The sequence below is a fragment of the Hydrogenophaga sp. genome, from assembly GCF_018780075.1.
GTDB lineage: Bacteria > Pseudomonadota > Gammaproteobacteria > Burkholderiales > Burkholderiaceae_C > Hydrogenophaga.
The window spans coordinates 86,712-106,025 of record NZ_JADMKB010000005.1; the positions used below are offsets into that span (position 1 = coordinate 86,712).

Annotated in this window: 14 protein-coding genes and 1 other RNA gene; 5 read left to right on the forward strand and 10 right to left on the reverse strand. The window is 67.3% G+C overall.

Annotation, left to right across the window (positions count from 1 at the left end; genetic code table 11):
- Window positions 1–2: 2 nt before the first annotated feature.
- Window positions 3–1,931: a DNA polymerase III subunit gamma/tau gene (gene dnaX / locus IV088_RS02335; protein ID WP_291097264.1), complete on the reverse strand. Its 1,929-nt coding sequence runs from the start codon at window positions 1,929–1,931 to the stop codon at window positions 3–5.
- A 74-nt stretch (window positions 1,932–2,005) separates the two neighbouring features.
- Here dnaX and ffs point away from each other — a divergent pair.
- Window positions 2,006–2,102, forward strand: an RNA gene (gene ffs / locus IV088_RS02340) — signal recognition particle sRNA small type.
- A gap of 78 nt (window positions 2,103–2,180) precedes the next feature.
- Here ffs and IV088_RS02345 read toward each other — a convergent pair.
- The 4 genes from IV088_RS02345 to IV088_RS02360 all read right to left on the reverse strand — a co-directional run bounded on the left by IV088_RS02345 (window position 2,181) and on the right by IV088_RS02360 (window position 10,566).
- Window positions 2,181–3,173, reverse strand: coding sequence for a tripartite tricarboxylate transporter substrate binding protein (locus tag IV088_RS02345; protein ID WP_291097266.1), 993 nt, complete (start codon window positions 3,171–3,173; stop codon window positions 2,181–2,183).
- A 78-nt stretch (window positions 3,174–3,251) separates the two neighbouring features.
- Complete coding sequence (locus IV088_RS02350; RefSeq protein ID WP_291097268.1) at window positions 3,252–4,538, reverse strand: TIGR03862 family flavoprotein; 1,287 nt, start codon at window positions 4,536–4,538, stop codon at window positions 3,252–3,254.
- Window positions 4,538–7,915, reverse strand: coding sequence for an exodeoxyribonuclease V subunit beta (locus IV088_RS02355; RefSeq protein ID WP_291097270.1), 3,378 nt, complete (start codon window positions 7,913–7,915; stop codon window positions 4,538–4,540). Before IV088_RS02355 ends, IV088_RS02350 begins: the two co-directional genes overlap by 1 nt.
- A complete protein-coding gene (locus IV088_RS02360) occupies window positions 7,912–10,566 on the reverse strand; it encodes a PD-(D/E)XK nuclease family protein (RefSeq protein WP_291097272.1) in 2,655 nt (884 codons plus the stop codon). The genes IV088_RS02355 and IV088_RS02360 overlap by 4 nt, the downstream gene beginning before the upstream one ends.
- Window positions 10,567–10,680: 114 nt before the next feature.
- On the opposite strand from IV088_RS02360, the gene trxA reads away from it, so the two are divergent.
- The 4 genes from trxA to IV088_RS02380 all read left to right on the forward strand — a co-directional run bounded on the left by trxA (window position 10,681) and on the right by IV088_RS02380 (window position 14,728).
- Window positions 10,681–11,013, forward strand: a complete 333-nt coding sequence (trxA, locus tag IV088_RS02365) for a thioredoxin TrxA (RefSeq protein ID WP_077334934.1) — start codon at window positions 10,681–10,683, stop codon at window positions 11,011–11,013.
- Between the two features lie 192 nt (window positions 11,014–11,205).
- Complete coding sequence (gene rho / locus IV088_RS02370) at window positions 11,206–12,468, forward strand: transcription termination factor Rho (protein WP_291097275.1); 1,263 nt, start codon at window positions 11,206–11,208, stop codon at window positions 12,466–12,468.
- Between the two features lie 201 nt (window positions 12,469–12,669).
- The gene (locus IV088_RS02375) at window positions 12,670–12,927 is read left to right on the forward strand and encodes a type B 50S ribosomal protein L31 (protein WP_291097277.1); all 258 of its coding nucleotides are present in this window, start codon (window positions 12,670–12,672) and stop codon (window positions 12,925–12,927) included.
- Window positions 12,928–13,030: 103 nt separating this feature from the next.
- Entirely contained in the window at window positions 13,031–14,728 is a 1,698-nt protein-coding gene (locus IV088_RS02380; protein WP_291097279.1) for a hypothetical protein, read from the forward strand.
- A 9-nt stretch (window positions 14,729–14,737) separates the two neighbouring features.
- On the opposite strand, the gene phoR is transcribed toward IV088_RS02380, so the two are convergent.
- From phoR to pstA, 5 genes are all read right to left on the reverse strand, one after another.
- Window positions 14,738–16,057 carry a phosphate regulon sensor histidine kinase PhoR gene (phoR, locus tag IV088_RS02385; RefSeq protein ID WP_291097281.1) on the reverse strand — a complete coding sequence of 440 codons (1,320 nt, stop codon included), beginning with the start codon at window positions 16,055–16,057 and terminating at the stop codon, window positions 14,738–14,740.
- Entirely contained in the window at window positions 16,054–16,776 is a 723-nt protein-coding gene (gene phoB, locus IV088_RS02390) for a phosphate regulon transcriptional regulator PhoB (RefSeq protein WP_291097284.1), read from the reverse strand. Before phoB ends, phoR begins: the two co-directional genes overlap by 4 nt.
- A 142-nt stretch (window positions 16,777–16,918) precedes the next feature.
- Entirely contained in the window at window positions 16,919–17,620 is a 702-nt protein-coding gene (gene phoU, locus IV088_RS02395) for a phosphate signaling complex protein PhoU (protein ID WP_291097287.1), read from the reverse strand.
- Between the two features lie 16 nt (window positions 17,621–17,636).
- Window positions 17,637–18,425: a phosphate ABC transporter ATP-binding protein PstB gene (gene pstB / locus IV088_RS02400; protein ID WP_291097289.1), complete on the reverse strand. Its 789-nt coding sequence runs from the start codon at window positions 18,423–18,425 to the stop codon at window positions 17,637–17,639.
- A gap of 32 nt (window positions 18,426–18,457) precedes the next feature.
- Complete coding sequence (gene pstA / locus IV088_RS02405) at window positions 18,458–19,312, reverse strand: phosphate ABC transporter permease PstA (protein ID WP_291097291.1); 855 nt, start codon at window positions 19,310–19,312, stop codon at window positions 18,458–18,460.
- Window positions 19,313–19,314 lie beyond the last annotated feature (2 nt).

The following is a 19,314-nucleotide window of genomic DNA, read 5'->3' on the forward strand; positions in this document are numbered from 1 at the left end:
GCTCAACCAGCGGTGGCCTTGAGCGTGCCGGGCACGATTCTGCCGCCAAAGTCGCGCATCATCGCCTGCACGAAGGGGTCGTCCCGGATGATTTGTTCGGCCTCGCGCTGACGGCGCGCGGCTTCGGCCGCCAGGCGCAGCGCGGCGGAGTCGTTCACCGGGCCGATCTCCACCGCCAGGCGGATGTCGTGGCCCAGGGTTTTCAAGGCCGTGCCGAGGCGTTCCCGGGTGTTGCCCTGGTTGAGCGACTCGCGCTCCACGCGAAGCACCCACTGGTCGGTGTCGCGGGCCACCAGCTGCGACTGCAACCCCAGCTCGCGCACCAGGGCCGTGATCGTCTCGGCGCGCACGAGCTGCATCACCGCGTCGAACCAGACATCGCCTTCGGCACTGGTCACCGGTTCGGGCAGACGCACCGCTTCACCGGGTTCGCGCAGCTGGTCCAGCCGGGGTGAAAGGCCCGCCTCGCGCACCGGGATCGCCACCACGCGGCGGGTGGTCTGCACACCCTCGTCCGTCGGCGCCTCTTCAGGGTCTTCCACCCAGGGAGGGCCATCGTCGTCATCGAGAGCAGCGTGAGGCGTGGCCGCTGGCTGAGCGTGCGCCTCGGTCAAGGGTCGAACGTTGAGGGGGGCCGGTGGTGACGGGGTCGCGGGTGGCGCCACAGACACGGCCGCGTGGCTCGCGATGGCCTGGGCAGGCTGAACCTCCGCAGGCGCGTGTGGGGGCGCCACCGGCGCAGGTGAGGCTCGCTGAGCCGCCGCTGGCGCCTCAGCCGCCGTTTTCAGTGTTTTTTTTTCCGTCGCAGCCACCGTGGCCGTGCCGGACGGCTTGAACGCCAGCAGCCGCAGCAACACCATGGTGAGCGCGGCGTACTCGTCGGGTGCCAGGCCCAGCTCGCCGCGCCCGTGCAGGCACAGGCTGTACAGCAACTGGGTTTCGTCGGCCGGCAGCGCATGCGCCAGGCGCACGATCTCGGGCGTGTCGGGGTCGTCGGACTCCTGCAGGGCCAGCCGTTCGGGCACCGCCTGCAGCACAGCCATGCGCTGCAACAGGCTGGTCATTTCTTCCAGGGTCGAAGCGGCGTTGAGGCCGTTGGTGCGCAGGCTGTCGACCGTGTCCACCACCGTGGCGCCATCGGCCCGAGCGAGCGCGTCGATCAGCCGCAGCACATACGAACGGTCCACCGCGCCCAGCATCTGGCGCACGGTCGCTTCCTGCAGCTGGCCACCGCCAAACGCGATGGCCTGGTCGGTCAGCGAGAGCGCGTCGCGCATGGAGCCGCGCGCGGCGCGCGAGATCAGGCGCAGCGCCTGCGTCTCGGCCGGCACGTTTTCGGCCTTCAGCACCTCGCCCAGATGCTCCAGCACGGTCTCAGGCGCCATCGGGCGCAGATTGAACTGCAGGCAACGCGAGAGCACCGTCACCGGCACTTTCTGCGGGTCGGTCGTGGCCAGCACGAACTTCAGGTACTCCGGCGGCTCTTCCAGCGTCTTGAGCATCGCGTTGAACGCATGCCCGGTGAGCATGTGCACCTCGTCGATCATGAAGACCTTGAAGCGGCCCTGCACCGGCTTGTAGACCGCCTGCTCCAGCAGGGCCTGCACCTCGTCGACGCCACGGTTCGATGCCGCGTCGAGTTCGGTGTAGTCCACGAAGCGGCCCGAGTCGATGTCGGTACACGCTTGACACACGCCGCAAGGCTCGGCGGTGATACCGCCCTGCCCGTCGGTGCCCAGGCAGTTGAGCGACTTGGCCAGGATGCGCGAGACGGTGGTCTTGCCCACGCCACGCGTGCCGGTGAACAGGTAGGCGTGGTGAAGACGCTGGGTCGTGAGCGCGTTCGTCAGGGCCTGAACCACGTGCGACTGCCCCACCATTTCGGTGAAATTGCGCGGGCGGTACTTGCGGGCCAGAACGACATAGGACATGGCGGTGATTCTAAGCGGCGCCCTCACCGGGATCGGTCCGGCAAAGGTGGCCGCCATCGCCTACAATTCACCCCGACGGGCCTTCCCGCATGGTGAAGCGGCCAACCGGGTCAGGTGGGGAACCAAGCAGCCCTAACTGTGGAGTCAGTGCCGGGGTCAAGGCTCGTCACCTTATTCAGCGCATCACGCGCAACAACACAAAAAGGCCGCATCAGCGGCCTTTTTGCTGTCTGGGCCAGCCGGCCCCGATCAGAATGCGTCGATCTTGAGCTTCTGTCGCTCCACCACCCGCTTCCAGCCGTCCACGTCTTTCTGCAGGAACAACGCGAGCTGCGCTGGCGTGCCGGTGGCGGGTTCCAGCGCGTCTTTGGCCAGACGCTCTTTCACATCGGGCATGGTCACCACCTGGGCCAGCGCGGCATTGATCTGCTGCACCACGGCGTCGGGTGTGCCTTTCGGGGCCACCAGCGCAAAGTAGTTCAGCACGTTGACATCGGCAAACCCCGACTCTTGCATGCCGGGCACCTGCGGCAGCGCGGGGCTGCGGCCCGGGCTGGTGACGGCCAGGGCTTTGAGTCGACCGTCCCGGATGTAGGGTGCGAGCGCGGGGATGGTGCCGGTGAGCAGCTGGATCTGCCCGGACAAGGTGTCCACGGTGGCGGGCGCGATGCCACGGTAGGGAATGTGCGTGATGAAAGTGCCGGTGTGCTCCTTGAGCGATTCGAGCACCAGGTGGTTGATGCCGCCGACGCCGGCCGAGCCGTAGTTCAGACGCCCGGGCTGGCTGCGCGCCAGCGCCACCACCTCGGACAGGGTGTTCGCGGGCAGGTCTTTGCTGGCGGCCCAGACCAGGGGACCGTGAGCAAACATGCCCACCGGGGTGAAGCCGGCGATGGGGTCGTAACCCGCTCCGGGCAGCGCGGCGGGCACCGTGGTGAAAGGCGCTGCGGCGAGCAGCAGGGTGTGGCCGTCGGGCGCGGCCTTGGCGACCTCCTGGGCGCCCAGGGCACCGGACGCCCCCGCGCGGTTGTCCACGACGACGCTGACCTTCAGCAGCTCGGCCAGCTTCGTGGCGATCAGGCGGCCCATGGCGTCGGTGCCAGCGCCAGGCGCGAACGGCACGACGATCTTGATGGGCCGATCAGGAAAGCCATTGGCGTGGGCACCCCCCGCGCTCAAGGCGACGAGGCCTGCGGCGAGTTGGTGGCAAAAGCGGCGGCGGTGCAAAACAGACGCGAACATGGGCAAACATCTCCAGAACGGGGCAAAAAGAACCCGTGGAACTCTAGACCCGGGTCTTGACGGCGTGATGACACCGCATCAGGTGGCCCTGAGCCAGCGCGCCACGCCCTGCCCCGCCGTCACGCCGCTGGCCAGGCACGCCGTGAGCAGGTAGCCGCCGGTGGGTGCCTCCCAGTCCAGCATTTCACCCGCGCAAAACAGGCCGGGGCGCTGCTGCACCATCAGCGCTTCGTCCAGCGCTTCGAAGCGGACACCGCCCGCCGAGCTGATGGCCTCGTCGATCGGCCGGGTGGCGGCGAGCGTGATCGGCAGGGCCTGGATCGCGGCGGCCAGCGCGACCGGGTCGTTCATCGTGGCCTTGGGGCACACCTCGTGCAGGATGGCCATCTTGATGCCGTCCAGCCCGAGCCGGCTCTTGAGGTGGCTGGAGAGGCTGCGCGACCCGCGGGGGTGCGCCACCTGTTTGAACACGTCTTCCGGGCTTCGGTCGGGCAGCAGGTTGAGGTGAAAGGTGGCGCTGCCGGTTCGGGCGATCTGATCGCGCAGCCCGCTGGAGGCGGCGTAGACCAGGCTGCCTTCCACGCCGGTGGCGGTGGCGACGAACTCGCCCTTCTTCTGGAAGCTGTGGCCCCGATCGTCGGTGAACCGGATCGAGACCGATTTGAAGGGCTGACCGGCGAAGCGTTCGCTGAACAAGGGCGTCCAGCCTCCCTGCACGTCAAAGCCGCCGTTGGAGGGCCGCAGCGGCGCCAGGTCCACCCCGGCGGCCTGCAACCACGGCCACCAGGCGCCGTCCGACCCCAGCCGTGCCCAGCTCGCGCCGCCCAGGGCCAGCACGGTGGCACGCGCGCTCACCTGCCGTTCGCCCTCGGGCGTCTGAAAACGCAGCGATGTCCCATCTTCAGCCCACCCGAGCCAGCGGTGCCGCATGTGGAACCGCACAGGCGCGCCTTCGGGTGCGGAGTGGCGCAGGCGTTGCAGCCAGGCGCGCAACAGGGGCGCGGCCTTCATGTCGGTGGGAAACACGCGCTGCGAACTGCCGACAAAGGTGGCTATGCCCAGTCCGGCCGCCCAGTCGCGCACCTGCTGCGGGCCGAAGGCCTGGAGCATCGGGCGCAGCGTTTCGACGCGTTCACCATAGCGACCGATGAACGCGTCCAGCGGTTCGGCATGGGTCAGGTTCATGCCGCCTTTGCCGGCCAGCAGGAACTTGCGGCCCACCGAGGGCATGGCATCGAACAGGTCGACGCGCACGCCGGCGCGCGACAGCACCTCGGCGGCCATCAGGCCGGCGGGGCCGCCGCCGATGATGGCGACGTCCACGGGGACATGCAGGGGGGACAGCATCGGGTTCAAAGATTCCATCACTGGGGTTCGGTCTCTGCGGGCAGCTCGATGAGCTGGCCGGTGGCGTTGATGAAGGCGAGGCGCACCACGGCGCCGGGCTGCGCCGTCTGCATGGCGCGGCGGTAGCGGCCCATGTGGGCCAGCAGCTGGGCCTGTTGCTCGGGGCGCTCGGCGCTCTTGTGGTCCAGAACCCACCATTCACCGCTGTCACGCCGCCGCACCAGGCGGTCCAGGCGCAGCAACTGGCCCTCGAACCAGAGCTCGACCTCGTTGCCCCAGTGCAGCAGCTGATCGGCGTCCCAGGCCCAGGCGGCCTCGCCCGCGACGATGGCGCGCGCCATGGTCTGCGCCTGTGCGGCTTGTTCGGGCGACAGCGCGAACTCCCTCGCCACCGCCTGCCGGTGCAGCTCGGTCCACTCAAAACCGCCCAGCGGCGTGGGCCGCCACTGCAGCAGTCGGTGCAGCGCGAGGCCGGTGCGGGCGAGCGCGTCCAGGGCCGCGTTGTCGGTGACGTCCTCGGCTGACAGGTCCTCAGGGGCGGCCGTTGGCACAAAGACCGGTAGCGTGAGCAGTTCGAAGGGCTCGGGCTCGGCCGCCTCGGCATGCACCGACTCGGGTGCGGCCGGCACGGCCATGGCGTGCGGCTGGAGGCGGCGGTACCACGACGGCGAGACGGCCGCCCGGTGTGGCTCGGTGCTGGAGACCACCAGGCGGTGCTCAGCGCGGGTGAGCGCCACGTAGAGCGCGTTGAGTTCTTCCAGCGCGCGGGCCTGTTGTTCGATGGCGAGCACGCCCTCGGCGCAGGCGGGCGGCGACTTTTCGCTGGCGAGAAAAACAAACCGGCGTGGCCCAGGCGCTTCGCCCGGCCAGTCCACCAGCACCCCCATGCTCTCGGCCTTGGGCGGCGCGGCATCGGTGTCGAGCAGGAGTACGGTGTGGGCCTCCAGCCCTTTGGCGCCGTGGATGGTGAGCAGGCGCACCGCGTTGTCCTGCGCGGCCTGCGGGGCCCGGATGTCACCGGCCTTGAACGCGCGCACCAGCCGGTAGGGGCTCAGGAAGCGCCCGCCGTCCTGCGCGAGGGTGTGCGCCAGCAGGCTGTGCAGCTGGGCCAGCACCGCGTCGCGCTGGTGCGGCGGCACGGCCCGGGCGAAGCGCGCGAGCACGTCGCCGTCGCGGTAGATGGCGGTGAGTGCGTCGTGGGGCGGCAGGCTGTCCACCCAGCCGCGCCAGAGCGCCAGGCGCGTCGCGGCAGGACCGAGCGCATGGAGGTCCTGGGCATCGCCACCCTGCAGGCTGGCGGCCAGCGCGTCTTGTTCGTCGGGTTCGAGCGCGGCCCAGCGCTGCAACACGGCCCACCAGGACGTCGCTGAGGGTTTCTCGCCCGGTTCGGCCGCGGGTGTCCAGCGCCTTTGCAGGCGCGCGATCTGCGCCAGCGAACCGTCGCCCAGCCCGAGCAGCGGCGACTTGAGCGCGCGTGCCAGGCTCAGGTCGTGGGCCGGTGAGACCAGCGCGTCAAGCAGCGCCACCACATCCTGCACGGCGGGCGCGTCGGCCAGGTCCAGTTTCTCGGGTTGTTCGCAGGCGATGCCGCGCTCGCGCAGCGCCTCGAACAACCAGCCCAGGCGTTCGCGCTTGCGCGACAGCACCATGATGTCGCGGGGCTTCAGCGCGCCGCCGGCCAGCTCCGCGGCGATCCAGTCGGCCGCCTGCCGTGCCTCGATGGCACTGAGGGTGTCTTCGGGGGTCACCCGCGGCTCGCTCAGGCTGTCGCGCCAGACGGCCTCGCCCTCCGCAGCGCCGTCGTCCCCGCCGCCCGCCGCGCGCGGCACCTGGGGCAACGCCAGCACCTCGCCCAGCGCGTCGCTCTCGGTGGTGTGGGTGCGGTACCCGGCGTAGCCCGCGTCCTGCTCGGCGCTTTGCATGACCGCGTTGAGCGCGTCCACCACGCCGGTGGCGCAGCGGCGCGTGTGGTCGCAGGTGAGCAAGGCACCGTCGAGGCCCTCGACCACGAAAGCCTGCGCCGCCTTGAACACCTGCGGCTCGGCGCGGCGGAAGCGGTAGATCGACTGCTTGGGGTCACCCACCAGAAACACGCGCGGCGCTTCGCCCGGGCCGGCGCCGGCGTAGGCCGAGAGCCAGCCGTACAGCGCCTGCCACTGCAGGGGGTTGGTGTCCTGGAACTCGTCGATCAGCAGGTGGCGCACGCGCGCGTCCAGCCGCTGCTGCATCCAACCCGAGAGCTCGGCGTCGCCCAGCAGGCGCAGGGCCGCACCCTCGATGTCGTTCATGTCCACCCAGCCGCGCTCGCGCTTGAGCGCGGCGTATTCGGCGCTCAGGGTGCGGGTCAGGCGCGTCAGGCGCTGGTGGTGCTGCCAGGCCTGGTGTTGGCGGCGTGCGCCGCACAGGTCTTTCAGCTCGGCCTCGGCTTCTTGCGCGGCGGCGAATTTGGACAGGTGGTTGGTGAGCCGGTCTTCGTCGGCCACGAAAAAAGCCTTGCGCAGCTGGGCGAACCGGGCCGCCATCTGCGCAGGCTCATCGGTCAGGGCGAACGCGTCCACCACCGCGTTGGCGGCCTTCTGTGGCGTCTTGTTGCCCTCCCCGCCCAGCGCCTTGGCCCACGACAGCCAACGCTCGCGGACCGCGCTGCCCAGCAAGGCGTCTTCCGGTGCTTCGAACCGGCCCAGGGACGGGTACAGCGACCCAAAGGGCTCCACCGAGGCCTCGACCACGCCGCTGGCGTCGGCCAGCGCGAACTCGACGCGCTTGTTCAGCGCGTTCTTCAGCGCCTCGCCGGTCTGGTGGCGTCCGTGCAGGGCCACGCTGTCGAGATAGTCCTGCCGCAAGCCGGCGTCGGCCGCCACGGCCGCGTAGAAACGTGGCCACACGCGCTGCACCGCCGGCTGGTCGTCTTCCAGCAGCTCGTAGGGCGCGGGCAGTTCCAGGTCTTGCAGCACCGAGAGGGGGGCATTGCGCAACAAGGCGGCGAACCAGCTGTGGAAGGTGCGGATCTGCACCGGCCGGCCCAGCGCGGTCAGTCGCGCATGCAAGGCCTGCAGATCCCCGGCGCGAACGGCCGCCTGCGCAGGGTCCATGCCGCGCAGGGCCAGTTCCTGCACCAGCTTCTCTGGCGGCAAGCGCGAGAACGCCAGCAACCAGTCGAACAGGCGTTCGCGCATCTCGCCCGCGGCCTTTTTGGTGAAGGTGATGGCCAGGATGTCTTGCGGCGCGGTGCCGTCGAGCAAGGCACGCAGGATGCGCGAAACCAGCATCCAGGTTTTGCCAGCGCCCGCGCAGGCCTCCACCGCCACGCTGCGCGCCGGGTCGCAGGCAATCGCGTAGAAGGCCTCGCGCGACACCTGTTCGCCGTTGAGGCGGTAGGCCGCTTGTTCGCTCATGTCACCGTCCAGAAGTCTTTGCGGCACAGGCCACGCGCGGCGCAGAAGTCGCACACCTTGCCCTCGCCCAGCGCCGGCATGCCGTGCCCCGCCACCACCCGGTCCAGGTCGCGCACCAGGCCTTCGCGCAGCGCATCGCGCGCGGCGATCACCTGGGTCTGCTCGACCAGCAAGGTGGCGCCCGCGTCGCGGCTCTCGGTCACGCTCAGGTAGGCCGCCCGCACCGTCTCCTCGGGCAACAGCGCGGCGTAGTAGGCGATCTGCGTGTCTTCCAGCGGTTGCTTCACGCGGTTGCGGGTGGTCTCGCGTGGCTCGGTCTTGTAGTCGATCACGAAGGGGATCACGCCCTCCGGGCTGTCCTGGTGGTCCACCCGGTCCAGCGTGCCGATCAGCCGGTAGGGCCCCGCCTCGCTGCGCAGCGACAGCTCGGCCTGGGCAAACCTCGGCCCGGCGCGCTCGCCGTTGGCCTCGAATTTCCACAGCCAATCCAGGTAGCCGTCGCGCACCGCGGGCCAGGCCGCCTGGAAGGGCAGGAAACCGGCGCGTCCTTCTGTCTCGTCGTCGGCCGCCGCCAGCGCGTTGAGCCCCATGCCTTCGGCCGTGGTCCGGGCCAGCCGGTCGATGCGCTCGCGATCACTTCGGGGATCCGGCGCCGCGCCCTCAGCTTGCGCCTGGGCACGCTCCTCGTGGAAGACCTTGAGCACCGCGTGCAGCCAGATGCCCATGTCGCGCTTGTCGGGCTCGACCTCCAGCTCGTCGGTGTCCTGCAAGCGCAACTGGCGCAACGCAAAGAAGCGGTAGGGGCAGTCGCGCAGGTCCTGATAGGCGCTGGCCGAGAGTGCCTCGGGCAGCAGGTCGCCCGCTGAGGGGCTGGGCCGAACCACCGCCTCGGGCCTGAGTTGGCGCCGCTCGCGCGGATCGACGGTGGCGGAGAGCGCCGCACCGTCCTGTGCCCTATCGAGCATCAGCACCCAGGGGCTGGGCAAGACGGACTCCCCCTGCTCCTGCGTGCGCCAGAGCAGGTGAACCTCGGGCAACCGGATCAACATCTCCCAGGTCTGCCGGGCATCCAGGGCGAGGTCTTCGCGCTGCGGCAACCCCAAGGCACCGCGCTCCTGCGGCGTCCATGCGCCGGGCGGTTCGGGACTTGCTGGCAGGTGGCGCTCGTCGCAACCGGGCACCACCGTGGCCGCAAAAGAGCGCCCCAACAGTTGCGCCATGGGCAGGATGACCACGTCGGGCGTCCCGGTGTTTGGCGCCTTGAAATTCGTCCCCTCCAGCGCGTCCCGCACCCAGGCCGTGAAGGCGGACAGGCTCATGCGGGGCGTTCTGCGGCGCGGGGTTTCTGTTGCGTCCTCCTGAAGCCCCTGCTCCAGCACCGCCAGTTCGTGGGACGCGCCATCGCCCAAACGCAAGGTCTGCACGATCTGCTGTCCGGCGGCGTCGCTGCACCACCCGTCCCACCAACCGCAGGTGTGCAAGGTCTGCGCCAGATCGGGGAGCCATTGCGACAAAGGCCGTGGCGCCTGGAGCGCAGCGATCAGCTCGGGCAAACCGGGTGGAACGCTGCCGACGAGCTGCGGGTGCTGCAGGGCCGAAGCAGCGTGGGCCAGGCCCAGCGCGCGGGCCCGGCGCTCGAGCGATTGCAGCTGCGCTTCGGGCCAGACCCGGGTCTGTTGCAGAAAATCGAGCAGGTCGTCGGTGCGGGCGCGTGGATCTGCGGCTCGCAACAGACTCATGAGGCTCGCGGCCGCATGGGTGGTCGACAGCTTCCACCCCGTCTCGTCGCGCACCGACAGCCCCGCCCCGTGCAATTGCGCGCTCACCTGCCGCACCAGCACACGATCGTTGGCCACCAGCGCCACCGGCGTGCGACCGGCATTGGCCAGCGAAATCACACAGGCGGCAGCGCGCTGGGCCTCGTCCTGCGCATCGTGGCAGGCGTGCAGGCTGGCGATGGGACATGCGTCAGTCGGGGAATGCAGCGGCAGCACCGTCACACGATCGCCCCACAACGCCACGAGCGCGGTCGCCAGCGGATCGGGCTGAAAACCTTGCAGCACCAACAGATCATCAAACGCGACCCCTGGCGCCGCCAGCGGTGTCCACAACACGTCGGTGGCATAGGCCGATGAGGACGTCCAGGCCAGCGCGAGCGAGGCCACCAGGGCCTCCCATTGCAGCGTCTGGCCCCCGGTGGCCATCGCTTCGCGCATCTGCGCCGCCCAGTCGGCACGGGCTTCGGGGGGACGCGCTGCGGCCAACGGCCCCAGCTGGCGGGCCGCATCAACCAGCCTGGCCATCAGCACCGGCCTCAGGGCAGGTTCCACCCGACCACGGCCCACGCGGTCGATCAGGCTGGCTGCCACGAGACTGTCCCGGGCCACATCGCCGGACAGGTCGTTGATGGACGGCAGGAAGGGTTGCAGCGTCGCGGCCCAGTTGCGGCTGGACTCGAACCGGGGCGAGAAGCCACTGGGGTGGGCTTGCGCCCAAGCCCGGCGCCCCGAGTCCATGAGCTGGGCGTAAGGCACCAGCACCAGTGCTCGCGAAGCGTCGACAGAACGGCTCTTCAGCCGCTGCCCGATCTGCTCGGTCAGCGCCGACCAGCGAACGTCTGCGGGGTGGCTGATCGGGGGAGCAGACGTCATGGAACGGGCGTTTCTGTCACAATTGAGCGGTTGTAGCTGTACGCCGAGACTCGAGGTCCTGCGGCACAGCCCATTGACTTTAACTCCCCCTTTCAACGTTCCTTAGGATGGACCATGGCCAGCGACCTGATCACCCACGTTTCTGACGCAACTTTCCAGGCCGATGTGCTCGAAGCCAAAGCACCGGTGCTGGTGGACTTCTGGGCCGAGTGGTGCGGTCCTTGCAAAATGATCGCCCCCATCCTGGACGAAGTCGCCGGCTCTTACGGCAGCAAGCTCAAGATCACGAAGCTCAACGTCGACGACAACCGCGATGTGCCCGCCAAGTTCGGCATCCGCGGCATCCCGACACTGATGCTGTTCAAAGACGGCCAGCTGGCCGCCACCAAGGTCGGTGCCATGAGCAAGGCGCAACTGACCGCTTTCATCGACCAGCAACTGGCCTGATCGGTCTGCCGGCGAAACCGGCCCGGGTGCAACGCCCGGGCCTCGTGCAGCAGCCGATATTTTTCCTGTCATAATTCTCTCGTCAGCTGGCCAACCACAGCCCAGCCTCTCTCGACAGCGCCAGTCCGCCAACCGGACGTCAGCGCCCCCTCCCCCGGTTTTTTGACTCGACTCCCTCCCGGAGTGAATCCCATGCACCTCAACGAACTCAAGGCACTGCATGTGTCTGAAGTCCTCAAGCAGGCCGACGCGCTTGAGATCGAAAACACCGGCCGCATGCGCAAGCAGGAGCTGATGTTTGCCATCATCAAGAAGCGCGCCAAAGGCGGCGAACTGGTGAACGCGGACGGCGTGCTCGAAGTCCTGCCCGATGGCTTCGGCTTTCTGCGCAACATGGACACGAGCTTCACCGCGTCCACCGACGACATCTACATCTCACCGAGCCAGATCCGACGCTTCAACCTGCACACCGGCGACATGATCGAGGGCGAGGTCCGCATTCCCAAGGACGGCGAGCGGTACTTCGCGCTCAACAAGCTCGACAAGATCAACGGCCTGCCTCCCGAGGACAACAAGCACAAGATCATGTTCGAGAACCTGACGCCGCTGTTCCCCAAGGAACAGATGCGCCTGGAACGCGACATCAAGAGCGAAGAGAACATCACCGGTCGCGTGATCGACATCATTGCGCCCATCGGCCGCGGCCAGCGCGCCCTGATCGTGGCGCCGCCCAAGAGCGGCAAGACGGTCATGATGCAGCACATCTGCCATGCCATCACCGCCAACCACCCCGAGGTGGAGCTGCTGGTGCTGCTGGTGGATGAGCGCCCGGAAGAAGTGACCGAAATGCAGCGCACGGTGCGCGGCGACGTGATCGCGTCGACCTTCGACGAGCCGGCTGCGCGCCACGTGCACGTCGCCGAGATGGTGATCGAGCGCGCCAAGCGCCTGGTCGAGCTGAAAAAAGACGTGGTGATCCTGCTGGACTCGATCACCCGCCTGGCCCGCGCCTACAACAACGTGCTGCCCTCCTCGGGCAAGGTGCTCTCCGGCGGCGTGGACTCCAACGCCCTGCAGCGCCCCAAGCGCTTCTTTGGTGCCGCCCGCAAGATCGAAGAAGGCGGCTCGCTGACCATCATCGCGACCGCGCTGGTGGACACCGGCAGCCGCATGGACGAGGTGATCTTTGAAGAATTCAAGGGTACCGGCAACTGCGAAATCCACCTGGACCGCCGCCTGTACGAAAAGCGCGTGTTCCCGTCGATCCAGCTCAACCGCAGCGGCACACGCCGCGAGGAGCTGCTGCTGGCGCCCGAGATCCTGCAGAAGACCCGCATCCTGCGCCAGTTCATGTACAACATGGACGAGATCGAGGCCATGGAAATGGTCTTGAAGAGCATGAAGGCGACGAAGAACAACTCGGAGTTCTTCGACATGATGCGACGGGGCGGCTGATCCCCCCGCGCCGCCTTCGGCGTCACACCCCCCAGGGGGCACAACACCAGCGGCCCGGCAAAGCCGGTTCCGCGGTGTTCCCGGTTCAAGGCACCTCCTCCGACTGCACTTCTCGGGCTATAATCCAAAGCTTTGCAAATTGCGACAAGTACAGTGGAATGGTTCCGCTGCGGCTGCCGCACCTGAACCCAAGGAAACGTCATGAAAGACGGCATTCACCCCAACTACCGCGAAGTCTGCTTCGTCGACCTGTCGAACAACTTCAAGTTCGTGACGCGTTCGTGCGCGAACACGAAGGAAATGATCAAGATGGAAGACGGTCGCGAGCTGCCGCTCTTCAAGCTGGACACCTCCAGCGAATCGCACCCCTTCTACACCGGCACGCAAAAGAGCGTGGACAACATGGGTGGCCGCGTCGAGAAGTTCCGCAACCGCTTCGGCAAGACCGCAGCCAAGTAATCAGACGGCCCGCGCGCCAGCAGGCCGCGGTCTCTGCACAAAGCAGCCGGTTTTCCGGCTGCTTTTTTTTTCGGCTTGCCATCCCCCCTGTATATTTGCCGCCGTGAACCTTGCCACCCCCGCCATCGTGCCCCAGTCGGCCGTGCGCCGCCTGCCCCGGCTCGCGCTGCTGCTGTTTTGCCTGGCCTATGTGCTGCCCGGCTTCGTCGGTCGGGAGCCATGGAAAAACGCCGACGTGGCGGCCTTCGGCGCCATGCTGGACATGGCGCAAGGGCAGAGCAGCTGGTGGCAGCCGCAGGTGCTGGGCGTTGCAGCGGACGTGGCCGGCCCCCTACCCTATTGGCTCGGCGCGATCTTTATCCGGGCGCTGCCTTTTCTGGATGCCGATATCGCGGTCCGAATCCCGTTTGGGTTGCTGCTGGCGTTGACCCTGGTCTGCACCTGGTATGCCGTGTACCACCTGGCGCGACAGGCCAGCGCGCAACCGGTGGCCTTCGCGTTTGGCGGGGAGGCCGATCCGATCGACTATGCACGCACATTGGCCGACGCCGCCCTGCTGGCCCTCGTCGCCTGCCTGGGCCTGGCCCAGATGTCGCACGAGACCACACCCGACCTCGCACGGCTGGCGATGGTGAGTGCCGTGCTGATGGCAGCCACCCGCATGGCGTTGCCCTCCACACGGCACCCGTGGCGGACGGTGGTCCTGTGGGGTGCGGCGACCCTGGGACTGGTGTTCAGCGGGGCACCCTGGATCGCCATCACCCTGGGCAGCGGACTTCTGGTCGGGGTGTGGCTGGCTCGAACCTCCAGCGACACACGCCCCCCGCTGGAGTTGACCTGGGTCGCCGGCTTGCTGGGCCTGGCCACCGCGCTCGCTGCGCTCACGCAGCAGATCCAGTGGCCAACCGAGCTGGCCTTGCCGGCCATTTGGACCGAATGGCAGCGCTGGGCCCGTCTCCTGATCTGGTTCACCTGGCCCGCATGGCCGCTGGTGCTGTGGACCCTGTGGCGCTGGAGGCGCCAGTTGCTGAGCCCGCACGTGGCCCTGCCCCTGTGGGCGGCGCTGGTCAGTGTGGTCAACAGCGCGATCAACCCGGACTTTGACCGTGCTCTCTTGCTCGCCTTGCCTGCGCTGGCCGCGCTGGCGGCCTTTGCGCTGCCCACGCTCGGGCGCAGCGTGTCGGCCCTGATCGACTGGTTCACCCTCGTCTTTTTCAGTGGCTGTGCGCTGGTGATCTGGGTGATCTGGTTTGCGATGCAGACGGGCGTGCCCGCCAAGCCGGCAGCGAACGTCGCTCGACTCGCACCCGGCTTCGTGCCCGAGTTTTCGCTGGTGCTGCTGGTGCCCGCGCTGCTGGCCACCGTTGCCTGGTTCTGGCTGGTGGCATGGCGCGTCGGCCGGCACCGTCAGGCGCTCTGGAAAAGCCTGGTGCTACCGGCGGCGGGGGCCACGCTGTGCTGGCTGCTTCTGATGACGCTGTGGCTGCCGCTGCTGGATTTCGGCCGCAGCTACGGCCCCGTGGTGCGACGCATTGCCAAGCTGGTGCCTGCGTCCTCGCCATGCGTCCTGGCAGACGGCCTGAGTCAAGCCCAGATCTCGGCACTGCAGTACCAGGGCGGACTGACCATGGTGCGCAGCGGGCTGAAGACCGCCCCCCGCTGCGAGGCGATGGTGGTCCACCCTGACACCCAGCCCACGCTGGATGAACGGGTGCAATTGTTCGAGTGGGCCTACAAGGCCACCGTGCGCCGCCTGAATGACAAGGAAAGCCTGCTGCTGTACCTGCGCGTGGCCGGCTGATCGAATGAACTACCCGATGGCGTGCTGTCGCACCCGCGAGGGGGGCAGCGAAACGACGAAGGTCGACCCTTCTCCAACCACGCTCTGCACCTGCACCTGACCACCGTGTCGCTGGGTCACGTGTTTGACGATGGCCAGACCGAGACCCGTGCCACCGGTTTCACGCGAGCGGCTGCGGTCGACGCGGTAGAAGCGCTCGGTGAGGCGTGGCAGGTGTTCGGCCGCGATGCCGGGCCCACTGTCCCGCACAAAAAACTCCCCCGTACCATCGTCCTGCAAACGCCAGCCCGCACGGATGCTCCCGCCCGCCGGGGTGTAACGCACGGCGTTGCTCAACAGGTTGGACATGGCGCTGAGCAGCTCGGTCTTGACGCCCGACACCCAGAACCGGGGGCCTGGCTCCAGTTCAACGACATGCACAGGCCGGGCGATCGCCGCCGACAGGCCGATCGCTTCCTGCACCACATGCTGCGCGAGTTCGTGAGCATCGACCCACTCGCCAGGCCCCGGCGCGGGACTGCCTTCGAGGCGCGAGAGTGTCAGCAAGTCGCTCACCAGCGTCTGCATGCGCTGGGCCTGCTGGCTCATGAGGCCCAGGTAACGCTGCCGTTCTTCTTCTTCCAGTGGAATGCTCTGCATGGTTTCGACGAAGCCGCTGAGCACGGTCAGGGGAGTGCGGATTTCGTGTGAGACATTGGCCACGAAATCGCGCCGCATCGCTTCGGCCAGCTGCACCGCCGTCACATCGCGGGTCATCATCAACCGGCGCTTTTTGCCGTAGGGGTGAATCTGCAGCGAGATCTTGCTCGGTTGGGAGGGCCGCTGGCCGGGGCCGTCGAACTGGATCTCGTGCATGAAGTCCCCGGCCTCCATGTAGGCGTTGAACACCGGGTGCCGGACCATGTTGCGCACGTACTGGCCGAGATCGCGCTGGGGGTCAAAGCCGAGGTGCTGGGCCGCCGTCAGGTTGCACCATTCGATGCGGGACGACGCATCCAGCAACACCACACCGTTGGGTGAGGCCTGGATCGCGGCGAGGAAGTCTTCGAGCCTGTCGTCGCTGTTCTGGGCCTTTTTCTCCAGCTTCTTGATCAGCTTGCGGCTGCGGTCCGTCAGCTCGCCCCACAGACCTGAGAGGCGCGGTGTGCGGTCCAGATCGGCCTTCGCCAGCCAGCTCATGAGCTGGTAGGCACGCACACTGTCGAACACCAGCCAGACCAGGGCACCCAGCAGCGCGCCCAGCAAGGTTGCCGGCGCAGAGTCGCGGATCCACCCCCAACTGGCGGCCAGCGCCATCAGGAGCAACAGCCCCACCGACCGACGGATCATGCCGACAGATCGCTGCTGCCCAGTCCCACCGCAGGTCGGACCGTGAGGCGGTATCCCGCACCACGCACCGTTTCAATCATGCCGGCTGCTTCGCCCAGGGATTCCCTCAAACGTTTGACATGCACATCCACGGTTCGCTCCTCGATAAAGACATGGTCCCCCCAGATCTTGTCGAGCAGCGTACCACGCGTGTGCACGCGCTCCGAGTGCTTCATCAGGTAGTGCAGGAGCTTGAACTCGGTCGGTCCCAGCTTGAGCTCGGTCTCGCGAAAACTCACGCGGTAGGTGGCGGCGTCCAGCGCGAGGTCTCCCACCTGCACCGAGTCGTTGACGATCTCGGGCGCGCGGCGGCGCAGCACCGCGCGGATGCGGGCGAGCAACTCGTTGGTGGAGAAAGGTTTGGTGATGTAGTCGTCGGCACCCGCGTCCAGACCTTGAACCTTGTCGGACTCGTCGCTGCGCGCCGTGAGCATGAGGATGGGGATGGTCTTCGTGCGGTCCTGCTTGCGCCACTGGCGCGCCAGGGTCGCTCCGCTCTCGCCCGGCAGCATCCAGTCCAGCAGGATCACGTCGGGCAACACGGCATCGATCTCGCGCTGCGCGGCCTGACCATCAAACACCACCGTGGGCGCGAAACCGTTGTGGCGCAGGTTCACCGCGATGAGCTCGGCGATCGCCGGCTCATCCTCGACCACCAGAATACGGGGAAGTCTTCTCACGACCAGGCTCCTGGCAAATGCACGAAAGGAACACTGCCTGTGCAGCAGGCCAGAGCCAGCGCCGAACCGGCTTCGCCGGGCGGCTGCTGGCGCCCCCCTTCCGGGGGGGTGGCGCGAAGCGCCGCGGGGGGGAGTCCAAGTGTCATCCGACCACCGACTCCACCTTGTCCATCGGCGAGTGGCGCACGTCTTCGCCCTTGACGATAAAGATGATCTGTTCGGCGATGTTCTTGGCGTGGTCACCCACGCGCTCCAGCGACTTGGCCAGGAACAGCAGGTCCAGGCTGGGGGAAATGGTGCGGGCGTCTTCCATCATGTAGGTGATCAGCTTGCGCAGAAAGCCGTTGTACTCGGCATCGATTTCGTTGTCGTCCTTGATGATGGTCAGTGCCATGGCGGTGTCCAGCCGGGCGAAGGCGTCCAGGGTCTTGCGCAGCATGCCCGCAGCGAGATCGGCGGCCAGTCGCAGCTCGGAAATCGGCAACGAGCGCGGGGTACCGCCTTCGATGATGGATTTGACCATGCGCGCCACACGGGCCACCTCGTCGCCCGCACGTTCCAGGTTCTGGGTGGTGCGCGAGATCGCCATCAGAAAGCGCAGGTCACGCGCCGTGGGCTGGCGCCGCCCGATCGTGGAGATGATCTCGTGATCGATGTTCACCTCCATCTGGTTGATGCGGTTCTCGGTTTCGAGCACCTGCTCGGCCGTCTCCAGGCTGAGGTGGATCAGCGCGTACACCGCCTGGTGCAGCTGCGACTCCACCAGACCGCCCATTTCGAGCACGTGGGTGGAGATGGAGTTGAGTTCAGCGTCGAACTGGCTGGAGATGTGTTTGTCGCCCATGTCTGGCTCCCTGTGATCAGCCGAAACGGCCGGTGATGTAGTCTTCGGTCTCGGTGCGCTTGGGTTTGAAGAATATCTGCTCGGTGGAGCCGAACTCGATCAACTCGCCCAGGTACATGTAGGCCGTGAAATCGCTGCAGCGCGCGGCCTGCTGCATGTTGTGCGTGACGATGGCGATGGTGTAGTCCTTCTTCAGTTCGTGCACCAGTTCCTCCACCTTGCCGGTGGAGATCGGGTCCAGCGCCGAGGTGGGCTCGTCCAGCAACAGCACCGAGGGTTTCACCGCCACGCTGCGGGCGATGCACAGGCGCTGCTGCTGGCCGCCCGACAGCGAGAGCCCGCTCTGGTTCAGCTTGTCCTTCACCTCGTTCCACAGCGCGGCCTTGGTGAGCGCCCATTCCACCCGGTCGTCCATGTCGCTGGAGCTCAGATTTTCATAGAGCTTCACGCCAAAGGCGATGTTGTCGTAGATCGACATGGGAAACGGCGTGGGCTTCTGGAACACCATGCCGATGCGAGCGCGCAGCAGGTTCAGGTCTTGCTTGGGGTCCAGGATGTTGTCCCCATAAAAATTGATCTGCCCTTCGGCGCGCTGGCCCGGGTACAGGCTGTACATGCGGTTGAGCGTGCGCAGCAGCGTGGACTTGCCGCAACCCGACGGGCCGATGAAGGCAGTGACCTTGTGTTCGGCCACATCCATGGTCACATTCTTCAGGCCCTGAAACTTGCCGTAGAAGAAGTTGAGGTTGCGGACTTCAAGCGCATTTTTTTGCTCGACGTCGATAGCGGTAGCGATGGCGTTCATACAACGGTTCCTGTTGGGAATGGACTTCGGGCTTAGGACGGTGCCCGGTCGCGGAAAAAGACACGGGCCAGGATGTTCAATGCCAGCACGGCCATGGTGATGATCAGCGCGCCGCCCCAGGCCAGGCGAATCCAGTTTTCATAGGGGCTCATGGCGAACTGGAAGATCACCACCGGCAGGTTGGCCATGGGCTCGGTCATGTCGGCGCTGTAGAACTGGTTGTTCAAGGCGGTGAACAGCAGCGGGGCCGTTTCCCCGCTGATGCGGGCCACGGCCAGCAGCAGACCGGTCATCACGCCGCTTTTGGCCGCACGCAGCGTCACCATGGTGGCCACCTTCCAGCGCGGCGCACCCAGGGCGAAGGCCGCTTCACGCAGGCTGCCGGGCACCAGGCGCAGCATGTTCTCGGTGGTGCGAACGACCACGGGCACCGCGATCAGCGACAGCGCCAGCGTGCCGGCCCAGCCCGAAAAGCCACCCACCGTGGCCACCGCGATGGCGTACACGAAGAGCCCCAGCACGATGGACGGGGCGGACAGCATGATGTCGGTCACGAAGCGGGTCAGCTCGGCCGTCTTGCTCGTGTCGCCGTACTCGGCGAGGTAAACACCCGCAAAGATGCCGACGGGCGTGGCCAGCAGCACCGTGAACCCCACCATGAGCAGGCTGCCCACGATGGCGTTGCGCAGACCACCGCCTTCGGTGCCGGGGGCGGGCGTGTCCTGCGTGAACATGTTGAGGTCCAGCGCGGCCAAGCCGTTGCTGAACAGCACCGTCAGGATCCACAGCAACACGGCCAGGCCGAGGACCATGGAACCCATGGACAGCGTCAGGCCCACGGAGTTGGCCAGCTGGCGCCGGCGGTAAAGCATGTGATTGAAGTCCATGG